The 16,743-nt window shown below is 73.0% G+C and carries 13 protein-coding genes; 4 read left to right on the top strand and 9 right to left on the bottom strand.

Translation table 11 applies throughout. The annotated features are described in order from the left end of the window. From ACIGO8_RS27235 to ACIGO8_RS27225, 3 genes are all read left to right on the top strand, one after another. A complete protein-coding gene (locus ACIGO8_RS27235; RefSeq protein ID WP_399735935.1) occupies positions 1-1,083 on the top strand; it encodes a hypothetical protein in 1,083 nt (360 codons plus the stop codon). Positions 1,084-1,216: 133 nt separating this feature from the next. Then, positions 1,217-1,879, top strand: coding sequence for a class I SAM-dependent methyltransferase (locus tag ACIGO8_RS27230; protein ID WP_399735932.1), 663 nt, complete (start codon positions 1,217-1,219; stop codon positions 1,877-1,879). Beyond that, the gene (locus ACIGO8_RS27225; RefSeq protein WP_399735929.1) at positions 1,879-2,697 is read left to right on the top strand and encodes a glycosyltransferase family 2 protein; all 819 of its coding nucleotides are present in this window, start codon (positions 1,879-1,881) and stop codon (positions 2,695-2,697) included. The genes ACIGO8_RS27230 and ACIGO8_RS27225 overlap by 1 nt, the downstream gene beginning before the upstream one ends. On the opposite strand, the gene ACIGO8_RS27220 is transcribed toward ACIGO8_RS27225, so the two are convergent. Continuing rightward, complete coding sequence (locus ACIGO8_RS27220; RefSeq protein WP_399735928.1) at positions 2,661-3,620, bottom strand: glycosyltransferase family 2 protein; 960 nt, start codon at positions 3,618-3,620, stop codon at positions 2,661-2,663. The genes ACIGO8_RS27225 and ACIGO8_RS27220 overlap by 37 nt on opposite strands. Beyond that, positions 3,620-5,665, bottom strand: coding sequence for an O-antigen ligase family protein (locus ACIGO8_RS27215; RefSeq protein WP_399735925.1), 2,046 nt, complete (start codon positions 5,663-5,665; stop codon positions 3,620-3,622). Before ACIGO8_RS27215 ends, ACIGO8_RS27220 begins: the two co-directional genes overlap by 1 nt. 56 nt (positions 5,666-5,721) lie before the next feature. Between ACIGO8_RS27215 and ACIGO8_RS27210 the strand changes: the two genes are divergently transcribed. Then, positions 5,722-6,381, top strand: a complete 660-nt coding sequence (locus tag ACIGO8_RS27210) for a hypothetical protein (RefSeq protein WP_399735922.1) — start codon at positions 5,722-5,724, stop codon at positions 6,379-6,381. On the opposite strand, the gene ACIGO8_RS27205 is transcribed toward ACIGO8_RS27210, so the two are convergent. From ACIGO8_RS27205 to ACIGO8_RS27175, 7 genes are all read right to left on the bottom strand, one after another. Next, positions 6,356-6,964, bottom strand: a complete 609-nt coding sequence (locus ACIGO8_RS27205; protein ID WP_399735919.1) for an acyltransferase — start codon at positions 6,962-6,964, stop codon at positions 6,356-6,358. The two genes, ACIGO8_RS27210 and ACIGO8_RS27205, sit on opposite strands and share 26 nt — an antisense overlap. 117 nt (positions 6,965-7,081) lie before the next feature. Further along, positions 7,082-8,128 (bottom strand): glycosyltransferase family 2 protein, encoded by a 1,047-nt coding sequence (locus ACIGO8_RS27200; protein ID WP_399735917.1) that lies wholly within the window; start codon positions 8,126-8,128, stop codon positions 7,082-7,084. A gap of 47 nt (positions 8,129-8,175) precedes the next feature. Then, positions 8,176-11,430, bottom strand: coding sequence for a DUF4082 domain-containing protein (locus ACIGO8_RS27195; protein ID WP_399735916.1), 3,255 nt, complete (start codon positions 11,428-11,430; stop codon positions 8,176-8,178). A gap of 58 nt (positions 11,431-11,488) precedes the next feature. After that, positions 11,489-12,604: a DegT/DnrJ/EryC1/StrS family aminotransferase gene (locus ACIGO8_RS27190; RefSeq protein WP_399735913.1), complete on the bottom strand. Its 1,116-nt coding sequence runs from the start codon at positions 12,602-12,604 to the stop codon at positions 11,489-11,491. Next, complete coding sequence (locus ACIGO8_RS27185; RefSeq protein ID WP_399735910.1) at positions 12,604-13,413, bottom strand: acetyltransferase; 810 nt, start codon at positions 13,411-13,413, stop codon at positions 12,604-12,606. The genes ACIGO8_RS27190 and ACIGO8_RS27185 overlap by 1 nt, the downstream gene beginning before the upstream one ends. Next, a complete protein-coding gene (locus ACIGO8_RS27180) occupies positions 13,410-15,605 on the bottom strand; it encodes an aminotransferase class I/II-fold pyridoxal phosphate-dependent enzyme (protein ID WP_399735907.1) in 2,196 nt (731 codons plus the stop codon). Before ACIGO8_RS27180 ends, ACIGO8_RS27185 begins: the two co-directional genes overlap by 4 nt. Then, on the bottom strand, positions 15,602-16,711 hold the full coding sequence (locus tag ACIGO8_RS27175; protein WP_399735905.1) for a Gfo/Idh/MocA family protein: 1,110 nt from the start codon (positions 16,709-16,711) through the stop codon (positions 15,602-15,604). Before ACIGO8_RS27175 ends, ACIGO8_RS27180 begins: the two co-directional genes overlap by 4 nt. Positions 16,712-16,743 lie beyond the last annotated feature (32 nt).

Here is a 16,743-nt window from a genome sequence, read left to right as displayed (position 1 = left end):
GTGAGTCCTCTGGACCGACCCGGCCCGTCCGCCCGCGGCCGCCGCCGCACGACCCTCGGCGCGGCCCTGCTCGCCGCCGTCCTGCTCTTCTCCCTGTTCACCTTCACCGGACTCGGCCAGCAGGTGCTGTGCCTGGGCGGCGCGGCGCTCTGCGACTCCCGCGCCATCACCACGCCCGGCGCCACCGCCTCGCCCGGGAGCGGGAGCGGCACCGACGGCGCGAAGGGCGGCGCGAAGGGCGGCGGGAAGGCCGCGCCCAAGGGCTGCGCGAGCCCCGCGGCCTGCGGCTTTCCCCACGCCGGCAGCACCGGGCCCAGGACCGCCGCCCTCACCCCGCAGAACACCGGCAACGCGGCCATCCGCACCGACGGCACCGTCATCAAGGGCTGGGACATCACCGGCTCGCTCGACATCTACGCCAACGACGTCACCGTCGTCGACAGCCGCATCACCTCCACCAACTGGTGGGGCATCAACCTCCGCCCCGGCTACTCCGGCCTGCGCGTCCTGCACACCACCATCACCGCCGTCCCCGGCAAGGGACCGAACAACGGCGGCTCGGACTACGCCGTCTCCAACATGAGCACCAGCTCGGTCGAGGTCGCCTTCTGCGACGTCTCCGTCTTCGGCGACGCCCTGTCCATGGGCCAGGGCAACCTCCACGACAACTACGTCCACGACATCGAGCCGTTCAAGAACCTGGACGGCCAGTGGCAGCACACCAACGCCGTCATCAGCAACGGCGGCGGCAAGGGCAGACTGATCATCCGGCACAACACGCTGCTCAACCCGACTCCCGTCGACCAGGGCGCCTCCGCGGCCGTCGGCCTCTTCGCCGACAGCGCGCCCGTGACCAACACGCTCGTGGACGACAACTGGCTGGCCGGCGGCGCCTACGCGCTCTACGCCGGCGGCAAGGACTCCAGCGGCATCGAGGTCACCGACAACGTGTTCTCGCCGCAGTACCACCCGAACGGCGGCAAGTACGGCGCCGTCGCCTACTGGAACCCGACGGGCCGGGGCAACGTGTGGCGCGGCAACCGCATGGCGAACGGCACGCCCGTCGTCCCGGACCAGCCGTGAGCGCGCGGGGCCGGCCCGCGCACCCGCACGTCAGGGCCTCATCAGATCGGCAGATCTGCTGATAAATGCCCACGCTCCGCATAGGGTTGGGGCCAGACCCCACCCTCTCTCCGAACCCCAGGTGGTTGATGCGATGTCCGGCATCCGTGCCCTCCGCAATCGTTTCGTCGACGCGCCCGACTCGCTCGGCGAACGGTTCCGCGCGGCCCGCTGGGAGCGGTTCCGCACCTGCTTCCCCGGCATCGCCGGCATGCGCGTCGTCGACCTCGGCGGCACCGCCTCCCACTGGACGCGCTCCCCGCTGCGGCCCCGGCACGTGCACCTGGTGAACCTGGAGGAGCACCCGGCCGAGCTGCCCGACTGGATCACCGCCGAGGTCGCCGACGTCACCGACCCCGACATCCCGGCCAAGCTCGGCGAGTTCGACCTGGTCGTGTCCAACTCGACCATCGAGCACGTCGGCGGCCCCAGCCAGCGGCGCCGCTTCGTCAGCGCCATCGAGCAGCTGGCCCCGCGCCACTGGGTGCAGACGCCCTACCGCTACTTCCCGGTGGAGCCCCACTTCCTCGCTCCCGGCTTCCAGTTCCTGCCGCTCGCCGCCCAGGCCAAGCTCGTACGCCACTGGCCGCTCACCCACAGCCGCCCCGGCACCCCGGAGGAGGGCATGGACGCGGTCATCAACATCGAGCTGCTCACCCGCGCCGAGATGCGCTACCTCTTCCCCCGGTCCGTGATCCTCAGCGAGCGGGTGGCCGGACTCACCAAGTCGCTCACGGCCGTCCGTACGCGGGCCTGATGAACGGCCTGCCGCGCCGGGTCCTCAGGGCACCGTGGGAGCTGCTCAAGCGTCGGTTCGGCTGGCTCGTCCTGTACGAGCTGCGCAACAAGGTCCTGCTCGCGCCCACCGCCCGGCGGCTGCGCCGGGTCGAGGACGCCGAGACCGCCCGCCTCGCCCGGGTCCTCGGGCGGCGGCCCGCGGCCCGGGTCGCGACCGTCATCGCCACCCACCGGCGCCCCGAGCCGCTGCTGCGGGCCGTGCGCTCGGCCCTGGCGCAGACCGTCACCGACCAGGTCGTCATCGTCGTCGACGACGGCGCGGGTCTGCCCGAACTCCCGCAGGACCCACGGCTGTTCGCGGTGTCACTGGCCCGCAACACCGGAGTCGCCGGCGTCGTCCGCAACGTCGGCATCCGGCTGACCGACTCCGCCTACGTCGCCTTCCTCGACGACGACAACCTGTGGGAGCCCGACCACCTCGAGGCGGCCCTGGCCGCCCTGGAGGCCTCGGGCGGCCCGGACGCCGTCTACACGGCACTGCGGCGGGTACGGCCGGACGGCAGCGACATGGACGTCCTGTCGGTGCCGTTCGACCGGCGCAGGGCCGCGCACCAGGCCTTCCTCGACACCAACGCCTTCGTCGCCCGGCGCGTGCCCGCCCTGCGCTTCAGCCGGCTGCGGCGCACGCCCGAGGTGCTGCCCCGGGAGGACTGGGAGCTGATCCGCCGCTACGGCCGCGGGCACCGCGTCGCCCACCTCGCCCGGCCCACCGTGCGCTATCTGGTCAACCCCGGCAGCTTCTACACCGCCTGGCGGGACCCGGCGATCCAGGACTGAGGCCGGCCGAGCAGCGCCGCCACGGCCGCCCGTGCCGGTTCCCGGCCGAGCGCCGCCCGGGACAGCTCGCGCAGCAGCACCGCCGCGCGGAAGGCCGCCGTGGCGGCCAGGCCGTGGCGGCGCCGGTAGAGCCGCACCCGGTTGACGACGAGCAGCGACCACAGGCGCGGCGACACCCGCGAGTCGCCGCCCAAGTGGGTCGCCCGCGCCGCCGGTTCGAGCCGGGTGCGCAGCCCGAGGTCGCGGGCCCGCAGGCAGTAATCCGTCTCCTCCGAGTAGAGGAAGAAGGACTCGTCCCACGGCCCGCAGGCCGCCACGCACTCCCGGGACAGCGCCATCAGCGCGCCCGTCGCCCAGTCCGCCGTCGTCCGCGCCGTGTAGGCGGCCGGTGCGGTGACCAGCTCGCCCAAGGGCGCGAACCGGCCGGCCCGGCGATTGCCGAGCACCGCCTCGCCGAGCGCCCGGCCGAGGCTCGGCTCGCGGCGCAGCGAGTGGACGAGGGCGCCGTCCTCCTCGTACAGCAGCGGCACCGAGATCCCGACCGCGGTGCCGTCCGGCAGCGGGCCCCCGAGGCCGTCGACCAGCCGCGCGGCGCAGCCCTCGCTCATCCGGACGTCCGGATTGCAGACGAGGACGGCGCGACAGCCCTCGTCCCGGGCGCCGGCGGCACGCAGGGCCGCGTTGATCCCGAAGGAGTAGCCGCCGTTGCGGCCGGTCTCGACCACGGTGGCCTCGGGCGCCAGCTCGCGCAGCACGGCGACGGTGTCGTCGGAGGAGTCGTTGTCGGCGACGACCAGCCGCCAGTCGAGGCCCTTCATGCCCTTCGGCAGGGAGGCGAGGAAGCCGGGCAGCACGGCCGCGCTGTTCCAGGTGACGACGACGACGGCGACGGTGCCGCCCGGCGTCGGGGACTGAGGGAACATCAGATCTCCACGAGACGCTGGGAGTCGGGTGTACGGGCGGCGGGCGCGGACGTCGCCGGCGCGGACGTCACGGGCGGCGGCGGCCCGGCCGCCGCGCGCCGGACGAAGCCCAGACAGCTGCCGCCCGCGCCGAGGAGCAGGAAGAACACTCCGGCGAACATCGGGAAGCCGAGGGTGTCGAAGGTGGCGCTGATCACCAGGGCGACCGTCGCCGAGGCGAAGAACGCCTGGCCGAGCTCGCGGTCCGGCTCGTCGCGGGCCAGCCGCCGGATCGAGCCGCCGTTGTGCACCCCGGCCAGGCCCAGGAGCAGCAGACAGGCCACGCCGAGGGCGCCCAGCTCGGCGAGCGTGAGCAGGTACTGGTTGTCCGTGAAGAAGTAGCGCTCCGGCGTGAAGGTGCCGAAACCCCGGCCGAAGACCGGATCCTGCACGAAGTACTCGTAGATCTTCGGATACTTGACCGTGCGGGCCTGGGTGCTGCTGTCCGCGTTGTTGAGGCTGCCCGAGAACAGTCCGGTGATGGTGCCGATCAGACCGGGCACCAGGACCTTGAACACCGCCACCGAGCCGAAGAGGATCCCGATCGCCGTCCAGCGCCGCTCGGGCTTCCAGCGCGGCACCATCACCAGCGCGACCACCACGATCCCGATGATCGACGTCCGCGACACCGTCAGCGGCAGCCCGCCGCCGAGCAGCACCACCGGCGCCCAGCGCCTGACCTTCCCCAGATGCCGCCGCGCCGGGTCGAAGGCGTGCCAGATCGCGAACGGCAGCAGGATCGCCAGCATCCCGCTGAACTCCAGCGGGTGCGCGGTGAGCGAGCGCGGCCGGGTGAAGGAGCCGCGGTCCATGACCGTGACACTCGCCGTGCTGGAGTTGAGACCCGGGATGCGCAGCGAGTCGGCGATGTTGGTGCCGGTGAAGAAGTCGTACAGGCCCAGCGCGGCCACCACCGAGCCCATCACGACGAGCCGCCGCAGCAGCACGTCGAGCCGCTCACGGTCCTGGATCCCGGCCGTCGTCAGGACGACCAGCGACACCCACACCAGGAGCACGATCAGGCCCCGGTCGGCCGCCAGGATCTCCTTCTGCGAGCTGATCCGGTCCTGGTTCGCGATGTACGAGAGCAGCACCGTGACGGCCAGCACGAGCAGCACCGTGCGCATCGTGCGCGTGCCGGGCGCCGGCGCGATCCGCCCGGCGCACCAGGTCGCCAGGTACCAGAACAGGCCGAGCAGCGCGAAGACGTTCGCCGGCGTGCCCGCGCCGCCGAGCGCGGGCAGCGCCAGGTTCGACGGCAGGAACAGGGCGAGCGCCAGATAGCCGGTCAGGACGGCGGTCGCGTCCAGCGGCCGCGTCAGCAGGGTGCGCAGCCGGCCGGCACCGGGCCGCGGCGCCGGTGGGACGTCGAGCGGCCCGGGCAGGCCCCGGGCACGGCGCCGGGCCGCCGACCAGGTCTCCACCACGAAGGACAGCAGGAAGCCGCCGGTGACGCCGAACACCACCACGGCCGCCACCTTCTGATAGCGGGACTTGGGCTGCGAGACCGGCTTCTGCGGCGGCACGATCCGCGCCGAGTGCACGTAGTAGCCGTCCGGCACCCGGGCCTGCCGCTGCAGCGTCTGGAGCTGCTCGCCCGCGAAGTCGGTGATCTTCCGGGTCTCGTCGAGCACCCGCGCCCGGTCCTCGCCCTTGACCGTCAGGGTGAGCAGCGGCCCCTCCGCCTGGGCGGCGAAGTCGACCGCGTACTCGTCGGTGACGCCGTGACCGCGCAGCACCTGGGCCGTCTCCGGCGACTGCAGCGCGCGGATCAGCACGTCGGCGGTGCCGATCAGCGAACCGCTCGCGTACGCCAGGGTGTTGCCGTAACTGGGCGCCGGCTTGGCGACCTTGCTGGAGTTCAGCAGCGCCAGCTGGCTCTGCGACTCGTAGGTCACCGGCACGGTCGCGTAGAGATAGCCGCCCGCCAGCAGGCTGAGCAGGGTCAGCGGCACCATCACGTACCACCGCCGGCCCAGCACACGGAAGATCTCGGCGATGCTCACGAACCCTCCCCCCGTTCCCCTCGGTGCTGCCAGTATCGGTCGTGATGGAAAGAGACGTGCTGACTCCCGAAGGACTCGCCCGCGTGCTGCTGCGCCGCTGGTACGTCCTGGTCCTCGCCGTGCTCGTGACCGGCGCCGCCTGCTACCCGGCGCTGCGGCCCGCTCCCCGCTATCTGAGCTCGGCCGTGCTCGTGGTCAAGCCGCCGCGGACCGACAACCAGCCCAACCAGCTGACCAACCTCCAGCCCTCGCTCGCCATGGTCTCCTACGCGGTCGTCCAGCAGCTCCGGTCGCCCGCCGGCCAGGCCGAGTTGACGGCGGCGGGCGTGCACGGCACCTACCGGATCACGCCCCGCAACAGCGGCACCAGCGCCACGCCGTACTACTCGATCCCCACCCTGCAGGTCGAGTCGGAGCAGACCGCGCCCGAGGAGGCCGACCGTGTGGTGCAGCTGATCATCAAGGTGTACGACCGCCATCTCGCCGCCCTCCAGGCCGAACAGAAGGTGCCGGCCGCCACCCTCCTCACCGTCGACCTGGTCAACCGCCCCGGCACCGTCGCCCTGCCGCCCAACCGGACCCGCGCGGTGGCCGGAGTGGGCGCGCTGGGCACCCTCGCCGGAGTGACGGGCGCGTTGTGGGCCGAGCGCGCGGCGACGGCACGCCGGCGCCGGCGGTCCGCCTCCGGGCTCAGTGCGCGGCACCGTACTCCGTGAGCCGCCCGTCCCGCTCCTCGTACAGCTCGCCCGTCTCCGGGCACTCCCACATGCCCGGCCGCTCGGAGTGGGCGGACAGCCGGACACCCGCCCGGCCGACCCAGCCCGCCTGCCGGGCCGGGACTCCCATCACCAGGGCGAAGTCCGGCACGTCGGCGGTCACCACCGAACCGGCCGCGACCAGCGCCCAGCGGCCGATCGTCACCGGCGCGACGCACACCGAGCGGGCGCCGACCGCGGCGCCGTCGCCGATCCGGACGGCGACCGGCTCCCAGTCGCCGCCCCGCTTCAGCTTCCCGTCCGGGTCCACGGCCCGCGGGTGGTGGTCGTTGGTGAGGACCGCCGAGGGGCCGATGAAGACACCGTCGCCGAGCACCGCCGGCTCGTACACCAGGGCGTAGTTCTGCAGCTTGCAGTTGTCGCCGACGGTTACGCCGGGACCCACGTACGCCCCGCGCCCCACCACGCAGTTCTCGCCCAGGCGGGCGTCCTCGCGGATCTGCGCGAGCTCCCACACGCTGCTGCCGGCGCCGACGACGGCCCGCTCGTCGACCTGGGCGGTGGGCTGGACCCGGTAGTTCACTGACGTTCCTTTCTTTCGGAGAGAAAACAACCAAGGCGGCGGCCCGGAGGCGGCCGGGCGGCGGCCTCGCGGCGGCCCGCCGAGGCGGCTGACCGGAGCGGCCGGCCGGTGCGGCCGCTACAGTCCGCGGCGCTTCCAGGACTGCCACCACAGCCACTCGCGGCCCCGCTCGGCCACCGCCGACAGGACGAGCGGCTGGAGGTACGGCATGGCACGGGCGCCGATCCGCCGGCGCAGCCGCAGCGCCCGGAACTCCGGCAGCGTCTCGGCGTCCGGCCGGCAGTCGCGGGCGAAGGCCACCAGCTCGTCCACCGGCACCACGTCCGTCCGGCCCCGGTCGTACGCCCGGTAGGCCCGCCGCAGCGCCTGGCGGGCCAGCCGGGTGTCCACCAGGCGGGCCAGCCGGTCGGCCTGCGGCAGCCGGTCGCCGCACTTGTCGAGGACCGCGGTGAAGGCCGCCCGGCGCTGCCGGATGTCGTCGAGCTGTCCGCCGAAGTCCGTGGTGGACATGTTGCCGCCGTGCACCCGGTAGAACGCCTGGTCCGCGCCGCGCACATAGCCGACGTCCGCGTGCGCGGCCAGCCGCATCCACATCTCGATGTCGCCGGCGTGCGGCAGCTCCGGGTCGTAGCCGCCGACCTTCCGCTGGAGGCTGGTGCGGACCACCACCTCGGGCGAGGTGATGCAGCCGGTGCCCTCGCGGAAGCGGCGCTCCAGCCACCAGTGGCCCGGATAGACCACCGAGCCGGTGCTCCGGGTGCGGGCCGCCGGCAGCGGCCCGCCGTGCCGGAACCGCAGCGGCCTGCCGTAGGCGAAGCCCGCCTCCGGGTGGGCGTCGAGCAGGGCCACGGCCCGCACGAGCGCACCGGGCACCAGCCGGTCGTCGGCGGACAGCAGCACGACGTAGTCGCCGTCCGCCCACTCCAGCAGGCCCTCGTTGTACGTGGCGATGTGGCCCTTGTTCGTCTCGTGGACCCGCACCTCGATCCTCGGGTCGGAGGCGGCCAGCTTCCTGGCCGCCTCCGCCGAGTCGTCGGGCGACGCGTCGTCGATGATCAGCACCCGCACGTCGAGGCCGGGCTGTTCGTCGAGCACGCTGCGTACGCAGTCGGCCAGGAAGTGGCCGTACTTGTAGCAGGGGATCACGACGCTGACAGAGCTCATGTGGTGCGTTCCCCGTTTTCGGTCGGGCGGATCGGCCGGTCGGCGGGTCAGTTCGTCGTGAAGACCGGTCCGACCCAGTAGTTGGTGGAGTTGTAGGAGCTGTTCGGGAAGACGGCCGAGGCGGCGTACTTGTAGAGGCCGTTGCCGCTGCCGCTCGTGTCGGCGGGCGCCGACAGCGGGTAGTTCAGGTGCGTGCCCGCGAAGTACGCGGGATCCGAGGCGTAGTTGCCGTTCGGCGCGTGGTAGGAGGCGACGTAGGTGGTGCCCGCGGTGACGGTGACCGGGGAGGCGAAGGTCAGCTTCTGCCAGCCGGTGGCGGTCTCGCCGGTGAAGGTGCCGGTGGCCAGCAGGGTGCCGTCGGCCGTCCACAGGCTGCCGGTGTGGCTGCCGGTGTTGGTCGCGCCCTTGTAGAAGGTGATGCCGGTGACCTTGCCGTCCAGCGCGGTCTGGAAGCGGGTGCCCAGCTCCAGGGAGTTGCCGTCACCGGTCTCCGCGGCCTTCAGCGGCACGGTTCCCGCGCTCCACAGGGTGCACGGGCAGGCGGTCGCCGGCGGAGTGGAGCTGGTCGTGAAGGTCCAGGTGACCGGATCGGCCATCGCGTTGCCCCACAGGTCGGCGGCCTGCACCGACGCCGTGTACGTGGTGCCGAGCGCCAGCTGGCTGTTGAGGGTGAAGGCGGCGGTCTTGCCGTCGCCGTCGAGGGTGGCCCGGCCCGGGACGGTGGTGCCGCCGGGGCCCTTCACGGTGAAGACCAGCGTGCCGCTGTCGATGCTCTGGTTGAAGGTGGCGGACAGCGGGGCGGTGATCGACACTCCGGTCGCGCCCGCGGCCGGCGTGCGGCCGGTGACGGTCGGCGGCGCGGTGCTGGCCGAGCCGGTCTCCAGGATCGCGTCCACCCAGTAGTTGCTCCCCGCGGCCGCCTGGTTGGGGAAGCCGCTGGCAGCACCGTACTTGTAGACGCCGTTGCCGCCGTCGGTGCCGGACTGCAGGGCCGTCAGCGGCGCGAGGCCGGCCGCCTTGTCGGTGAAGTAGTGGGCGTCGTAGGAGTAACCGCCGTTCGGCGCGAAGTACGAGGCGACGTAGGTGGTGTTGGCCTTCACCGGGACCGGGCTCGCGAACTTCAGCTCCTGCCAGCCGGACGCCGTCTCGTTGGTGAACGTGCCGGTCGCCAGGAGCTGGCCGGTCGCCGACCACAGACTGCCCTTGTGCGTGCCGACGTTGGCGGCCGACTTGTAGAAGCGGACACCGGTGATGGTGCCGGGCACCGAGCTGCGCACCTTCACGCCCAGCTCGACGGCGCTGCCGTCACCGCCGTTCGGCTTGGCCGGGGCCGCCGTCGCCGGCCACACCGTGCACGGGCACTGCTGCTGGGCCACGGTGAGCGGGACGGTGGTGACCGCGCCGATGTTCACGCTGTCGTCGACGGCCCGGACCTTCAGCTGCACCGGTCCTTCGGCGATCGGCGTCCACTTGTAGCTCCACGAGCCCGTGCCCTCGGCCGCCTTCCAGGTGGTGCCGCCGTCGGTGGAGACCTCCACCCGGGCGACCACGCCGCCGCCCGTGTCGGCGGCGGTACCGGTGACGGTGATCTGGCGCAGGGCCGGGACGGAGGCGTTCGCGGCCGGGCTCGTGACGGTGACCGCCGGCCCGGTGGTGTCGGTGGAGGCGGTGGCGGTGACCAGCCCGGACTGCAGCGTCTTGGGCTGGATGCCCATGTCGGCCAGGACGTTCACGGTGGCCTGCTGCATCCGCTTGTCCTCGGTGACCACGCCGCCGTTCGGGTCGGCCGTGGGCACGTTGGTCAGGCCCCAGGACCACTGCACGGTGCCGGTGCCGAAGACCAGGGCGTTCGAGGTCTGGTCACGGAAGGCGACGAGACTGTGGGTCGCGGTGCCGTTGCCGTAGTAGTTGCCCCAGTCGAGCAGGTAGTTGCCGTCGTTGACGTCGACGGTGGTGGAGGAGAGCCTGATCTGGCCGGCCGGCCGGGAGGCGTTCTCGACGTCGCTGTCCCACTCGTAGCCGAGGGTGCCCTGCGGGAAGGTGGCGACCTGGCTGCCGGTCAGGGCGGCGACCGAGGTGTTGCGCCACAGCCGCATCCGCGCGAACGCGGCCGGCACCGTGATGGCGTCGTTGCGGGGACCGTTCACCTGGAACAACGAGCCGGTGAGGATGTTCTGCGGCCGGTAGGGCTCACCCTCCTTGGTGCTGTCCGGGTCCATCCAGGTCCCCGTCCACACGTTGCTCGGGTCCGGGACACCGTTCGGGGTCGGGAACTTGAGCTTGGTCTCCTTGTAGCAGACCAGGGTCCGGTTCGGTGTGCCGCTGCCGTCGATGCTCGGCTCGAGCCGGGTCTTCCAGAAGACCTCGTTGCCGGAGAAGTACGTCTGGTGCTGGCCCGCCTTGCGCGCGTTCAGCACATTGGTGAACTGCTCCTGCGTCCAGTACTCGTCGTGCCCCTGCGACATGAACATCTTGTGGTTCGCGAGCAGGGCCGCGCCGCGGGTGGCGGTGTCCAGACCGGCGACGTAGCTCAGGTCGTAGCCGTTGCGCTCCAGCCAGGAGATCATCTCGTACTCGGAGCCGTAGATGCCGTTCTCGCCGCCGATGTCCATCGGACGGTTGTAGCTGACCTTGTACGCCCGCCCGTCGGGCGCCGGGCCCTGCCCGTCGTAGAGGTTGGTCCCGCCCCAGTCGTTGTAGGCCTGCCAGGTCTGGTCCGAGGTCTGCACCACGATCTCGGAACGGCTCGCGTCGTTGCGCACCACGAACGGGTACGGCATGAGGCCGTTGCCGTCCGCCTGGTCGAAGTTGACCACGTACAGGCCCGAGACCGCGTCGCTCGGCACCGTCCAGCTCACCGTGGTGGGCCAGTTGCCGCAGTCCATCAGGCCCGTCGGCTGGTCCTTCGCACAGCTGGGGCGCTGGGTGAGATAGGTGGCCGGATAGGTCTGGGCCGCCTGGGCCTCCGTGGAGATCTGCCGCGCGCCGTCACCGCCGTACCAGCCGAGCCGGTAGATCCGCACGTGGTACGCGGACGGAGACTGGACCTTGAACTGGAGGGTCTCGCCGGCCTGGAGGCTCATCTTGGTGGGGAAGCCGGCGATGTCGCCCCAGGAGCTGCCCGCGAACCAGTCGGACATGGGCGTGCCCGGCTTGGAGTTCTCGCAGACGACGGGATTGCTGCCCGCTCCGCACGGATCGGCGAGGGCGCTCGCCTCGCCGGCCGGCGGCAGGAAGATCGCTGTCAGCACCGCGGCCAGGGCGAACACGGCAGCCCTGGCCCGGCGGAAGTGGTTCTGCATCGCTGTACCTTTCACGGGCAGTACAGATCCCGGCCCGCGAGGCCGGGGTGGGGGAGCCCTAGTTCAGGGCGTTCACCAGTGCGTCCACGACCTGGCGCTGCTGGTCGTGGGTGATCTGCGGGAAGAGCGGCAGCGACAGGATCTCGCCGGCCGCCCGCTCGGCGTGCGGGAAGTCCCCGCGCGCGTGACCGAGGGAGCGGTACGCGGGCGTCAGGTGCACCGGCTCCGGGTAGTGCACCCCGGCCCCGATGCCGCCCGCGTTCAGCTTGCCCACCAGCGCGTCACGGTCGGCGTCCGGCACCCGCAGCACGTACAGGTGCCACACGTGCACATTGCCGTCGGCCGTCGTGGGGCGGACCACGCGGCCGGCCTCGGCGAGCGGGGCGAGCAGCTCGTCGTAGCGCGCCGCCGCGGCGCGCCGGGCCTCGTTGCCGGCGGCGAGCCGCCGCAGCTTGGCCCGCAGCACGACGGCCTGGAGGCCGTCGAGCCGGCTGTTGAAACCGGGCACGTCGTGCCGGTACTTGTGGACGCCGCCGTGGTTGGCGACGGCCCGGACCAGGGCCGCGGCCTCGGCGTCGTCGGTGAGGACCGCGCCCGCGTCGCCGTACGCGCCGAGGTTCTTGCCCGGGTAGAAGCTGGTCGCGGCGATCCCGCCGCTGCCGGGCGTACGGCCGTGCCGGCTCGCGCCCTGGCTCTGGGCCGCGTCCTCCACGATCCGCACGTGCCCGGGCAGCGCCTCGGCGAGCGCGGCGACATCGGCGCTCTGCCCGTACAGGTGCACCGGCACCACGGCCTTCGTGGCCTCGCCGACCGCGGCCAGTGCGGCCCGGGGATCGATCAGCAGGGTCTCGGGCTCGCAGTCGACCAGGACCGGACGGGCTCCCGTCCGGGCGACGGCGCCGGCGGTGGCGATGAAGGTGTTCGCGGGCAGCACCACCTCGTCGCCCGCCCCGACGCCGCTCGCCCGCAGGGCCAGCTCCAGGGCGTCGGTGCCGTTGGCGACGCCCACGCAGTGCGCCACGCCGCCGAACTCCGCGTACTCGCGCTCGAAGGCGGCGACCTCCTCGCCGCCGATGAACGCGGTGTTCGCGAGGACCCGGTCGAAGCCGGCGCGTATCTCCTCGGCGACCTCCGCGTGGGCCGCCTTCAGATCGACCAGGGGAATCTGGTTCATCAGCCGTTCACTCCTCGTGCCGGGACCGGGCGGTCCCCCTGGTGGGACGTGTCTTCGGGTCGGCCGGGCCGGTCGGGCCGGTCGACGGGTTCGACGGGTTCGAGCGGGTCGAGAGGTTCGGGCCGCTCGACGGGTTCGGGAGAGTCGAGCCGCTCCAGCTCCTCGAGCGCGGTGCGTGGGGCCCGGCGCAGCCGGCGGGCCGGCGCGCCGGCCCACACCTCGCCGGGCGGGACGTCGCCGAGGACCACGGAACCCATCCCGACCAGCGACCAGGCGCCGACCGCCGTGCCCTCGCGGACCAGCGCGCCCGCGCCGAGGTAGGCGCCCCGGCCGATCCGGGCGCCGCCGCCGAGGCGCACCCCGGAGGCGAGCGTGGCGAAGTCCGCGACCTCGTCGTCGTGGGTGAGCACGGTCTGCGGCATCACCGCGACGTGCCGGCCCACCCGCACCGACGCGGTCAGCACGGTGTGCGCCAGCAGCACCGTGCCCGGACCGACCACGGAACTCGCCGAGACCACCGCGGTCGGGTGCAGCACGGTGGCGTAGCGGTGCGCCGGCAGGCCGAGCCGCCGCACCACCCGGGCGCGCGAGGCGTAGTCGCGCGGACTGCCCACGCACACCACGAAGGAGGCGTCCGGCAGCTCCGCCACCCGCTCGGTGCCGCCGAGCACCGGTACGCCGTCGACCTCGGCGCCGTGCAGCGCCGGATCGTCGTCGAGATGGCCCGCGAGCGGCAGGCCGGCGGCCCGGGCGGCCTGCGCGGTCTCCCGCGCGAAGCCCCCGGCGCCGATGATCACCAGCTCGGTCACCCGCGCGCCGCCGCTTCCCGCAGCACGGCGACCACGCGGTCCTGCTGCTCCTCGGTCATGGTGTGGAACAGCGGCAGGATCAGCGAGTCCCGGCTGATCCGCTCGGTCACCGGAAGCGGCCCGGCCGGGTGGCCCTCGTAGGCGGGCTCCAGATGGCTCGCCATGATCCCGCGGCGGGCCGAGACGCCGGCCTCGGCGAGGATGCCGAGCAGCTCGTCGCGGCCGACCGGGAAGTCCTCGGCGAGCAGCACCCAGTACGACTGGAAGTTGCTCGTGCCGTGCGCCGGGTCCTCCACCGGCCGCAGGCCGGGCACGTCGGCGAGCAACGCGCCGTAGCGCGCGGCCAGTTCACGGCGCCGGGCCACCAGCGCGTCCAGCTTCTCCAGCTGGGCGAGGCCCACCGCCGCCTGGATGTCGGTCATCCGGTAGTTGAACCCGGTCTCCAGATAGCTCTCCAGGACCGGCGTGCCGCTCGCGTGCCGCTCGGCCGCCGACACGTTCATGCCGTGCTCGCGCAGCCGGCGCAGCCGCGCCGCCCACGCGGCGTCGTCGGTGGTGACCATGCCGCCCTCGCCGGTGGTGAGCAGCTTGCGCGGATGGAACGACCAGGCCGCGAGCAGCGCGCCGCGCCCGACGGACCCGCCGTCGACGGTCGAGCCGATCGCACAGGCCGCGTCCTCCACCAGCGGCAGACCCCAGCCGTCGCAGGCGGCCCGCAGCGCGGCGACGTCCGCGGGCACCCCGCCCTGGTGGACGACGAGCACGGCCTTGGTGCGCGCGGTGCGCACCGCGTCCACGCCGGCCGCCGTCAGATTGCCGGTGGCCAGGTCGACGTCCGCGAAGACCGGGGCGGCGCCCACGTACCGTACGGCGTTGGCGGTCGCGATGAACGACAGCGACGGCACCACGACCTCGTCGCCGGGGCCGATGCCGAGCGCGACGAGCGCCAGGTGCAGCGCCGTCGTGCAGGAGCTGACGGCCACGCCGTGCCGGGCGCCGACCCGCTCCGCGAAGGCCTGCTCGAAGGCGGCGACCCGCGGGCCCTGGGCGACCCAGCCCGAGCGCACGGCCTCGGCGGCCGCGGTCGCCTCCTCCTCGCCGAGCCACGGCACCATGACCGGGATCCGCGCGGGCGCCCGCTCGGCGTCGGTGGCCGGCGCGTCCTTCTCCGCCCGCTCGGCGTCGGTGGCCGCCGCGTCCTTCTCCGCCCGCTCGGCGTCCGTGGCCGTCGCGCCCTTCTCCGCCCGCCACCAGTCGACCAGGTCCTTCAGACCGGTCCGCAGGTCGATCTCGGCCTTGAAGCCGAGCCGCTGCTCGGCGAGCGTGGTGTCGGCGAGCCGCCGGGTCACGCCGTTGACCGCGCGCGCCGGGCCGTGCACCGGTTCCAGGTCGGAGCCCATCACGTCGAGCAGCGCGTCGGCGAGCTCGCGCAGCGAGGTCTCGGTGGCGCTCGCCACGTTGAACACCTCGTCGGTGAGGTCCGCGCGGGTCGCCAGGATGTTGGCGCGGGCGATGTCGCGGACGTCGACGAAGTCCATCGTCTGGGTGCCGTCGCCGAGGATCAGCGGCGGCTCGCCCGCCTCGATCCGCTCCATCCAGCGGATCAGGACCTCCGTGTACAGGCCGTGGATGTCCATCCGCGGGCCGTAGACGTTGAAGTAGCGCAGGGCCACGTAGTCCAGGCCGTACATGGCGTGGAAGCTGCGCAGCATGCCCTCGTTGAAGGCCTTGGCGGCGCCGTAGAACGTGTCGTTGTTGTACGGGTGGTGGCGCTCGGTCGTCGGGAAGGACTCGGCCAGGCCGTAGACGGACGCCGAGGACGAGGCGATCACCTTGCCTACGCCGGCCGCCGCCGCGGCCTCCAGGACGTTGAACGTGCCGTCGACCATCACCTCGTTGGCGAGCCGCGGCTCCTCCGCGCACTGGGTGATGCGGATCGCCGCGAGATGGAAGACGAGGTCCGCGCCCGCCGTCACCCGGCGCACGGTCGCCGCGTCCCGGATGTCGCCCTCGACGAGCCTGACCAGCCCGCTCGCCGTCGCCCGGGCGAGGTTGGCCCGGCGGCCTCGCACGAAGTTGTCGAGCACGACCACCTCGCGCGCACCTCCCTCCACCAGGAGGTCCGTCACATGGGAGCCGATGGTGCCGGCGCCGCCGGTGACCAGGATCCGCTTGCCCCGAATGTCGCTCAACGCCGTTCTCCCAGTGCCTCGTTCGCGTGCTTCAGGGACCGGTCGGCGCCGGTCCGCAGGCCGACGACCGCGCCACGGAACTCCAGGCTCCGCGAGGCCGCCTCCAGAATGTCCAGGACCCTCAGGCCCGCCCGCCCGTCGGTCAGCGGCGCCCGCCCCTCCGTGATCGCCGCCGCGAACTCGTCGACCATGCTGCGCAGCGCCTCCTTCTCGCCGATCGCCGGCGCGACCATGTCGCCGCTGCGGTACGAGATGAGGGCCTCCCGGCGCTCGTCCGCGCCCAGCTCCTGCTTCGTCGCCAGGTCCACGCCCCGGTCGAAGACCGCGACCCGCTGCGCCGGGTTCAGGTCGTCCCAGACCAGGGTGCGCTTGGCGCCGCCGACCATGGTGGTGCGGACCTTCGTCGGCGACAGCCAGTTGACGTGCACGTGCGCGATGGCGCCCGTGTTCAGCTGGAGCGTGAGGTACGTGATGCAGTCCTGGCCCGCGCCGATCGGGTCCGCGCCGTGCGCGGCCACCGCCACCGGCTCCACGTGCTCGGGCAGGATGAAGTCCAGGATCGACAGGTCGTGGGGCGCCAGGTCCCACAGCACGTCGATGTCCTTCTGCACCAGACCGAGGTTGATCCGCACCGAGTCCACGTAGTGGATGTCGCCGAGCGCGCCCTCGTGCACCAGCTCGCGGATCTTCGCCACGGCCGGGGTGTAGCAGTAGGTGTGGTCGCACATCAGGGTCAGGCCGCGCTCCTCGGCCTCGGCGACCAGCCGCGCCCCGTCGGCGTAGGTGGTGGCCAGCGGCTTCTCGACCAGCACGTGCTTGCCGGCGCGCAGCGCGGCGAGCGCCACGTCCAGGTGGGTGCCGGCCGGTGTGGCGACGGCGACCGCCCGCACCTCGGGATCGGCGAGCACCGCCGCGTAGTCGGCGGTGGCCTGCACGGTGGAGTAGCCGCCGAGGACCCGCTGGGCGCGCGTGACGTCCAGGTCGCACAGCCAGCGCAGCCGGAACCGGTCGCTGGCCTGGAAGTTGCGCACGAGATTGGGGCCCCAGTAGCCGGCGCCTATGACGGCGACTCCCAGCCGCTCGTCGGGTCGGTCGGCGTCGTTCACGGTGTTCCCCTCCATGTCGGTCGGTGTCTCGG

The sequence above is a fragment of the Streptomyces sp. NPDC053493 genome (assembly GCF_044544825.1).
Lineage (GTDB): Bacteria > Actinomycetota > Actinomycetes > Streptomycetales > Streptomycetaceae > Streptomyces.
Note: the sequence above shows the minus strand (reverse complement) of the source record. Positions and strands in the feature narration are given on the sequence as shown.

Bases quoted from the DNA above. Each gene is read 5' to 3' on its own strand.
- ACIGO8_RS27230 (WP_399735932.1), top strand. From the start codon at position 1,217: ATGTCCGGCATCCGTGCCCTCCGCAATCGTTTCGTCGACGCGCCCGAC.
- ACIGO8_RS27225 (WP_399735929.1), top strand. From the start codon at position 1,879: ATGAACGGCCTGCCGCGCCGGGTCCTCAGGGCACCGTGGGAGCTGCTC.
- ACIGO8_RS27220 (WP_399735928.1), bottom strand. From the start codon at position 3,620: ATGTTCCCTCAGTCCCCGACGCCGGGCGGCACCGTCGCCGTCGTCGTC.
- ACIGO8_RS27200 (WP_399735917.1), bottom strand. From the start codon at position 8,128: ATGAGCTCTGTCAGCGTCGTGATCCCCTGCTACAAGTACGGCCACTTC.
- ACIGO8_RS27195 (WP_399735916.1), bottom strand. From the start codon at position 11,430: ATGCAGAACCACTTCCGCCGGGCCAGGGCTGCCGTGTTCGCCCTGGCC.
- ACIGO8_RS27190 (WP_399735913.1), bottom strand. From the start codon at position 12,604: ATGAACCAGATTCCCCTGGTCGATCTGAAGGCGGCCCACGCGGAGGTC.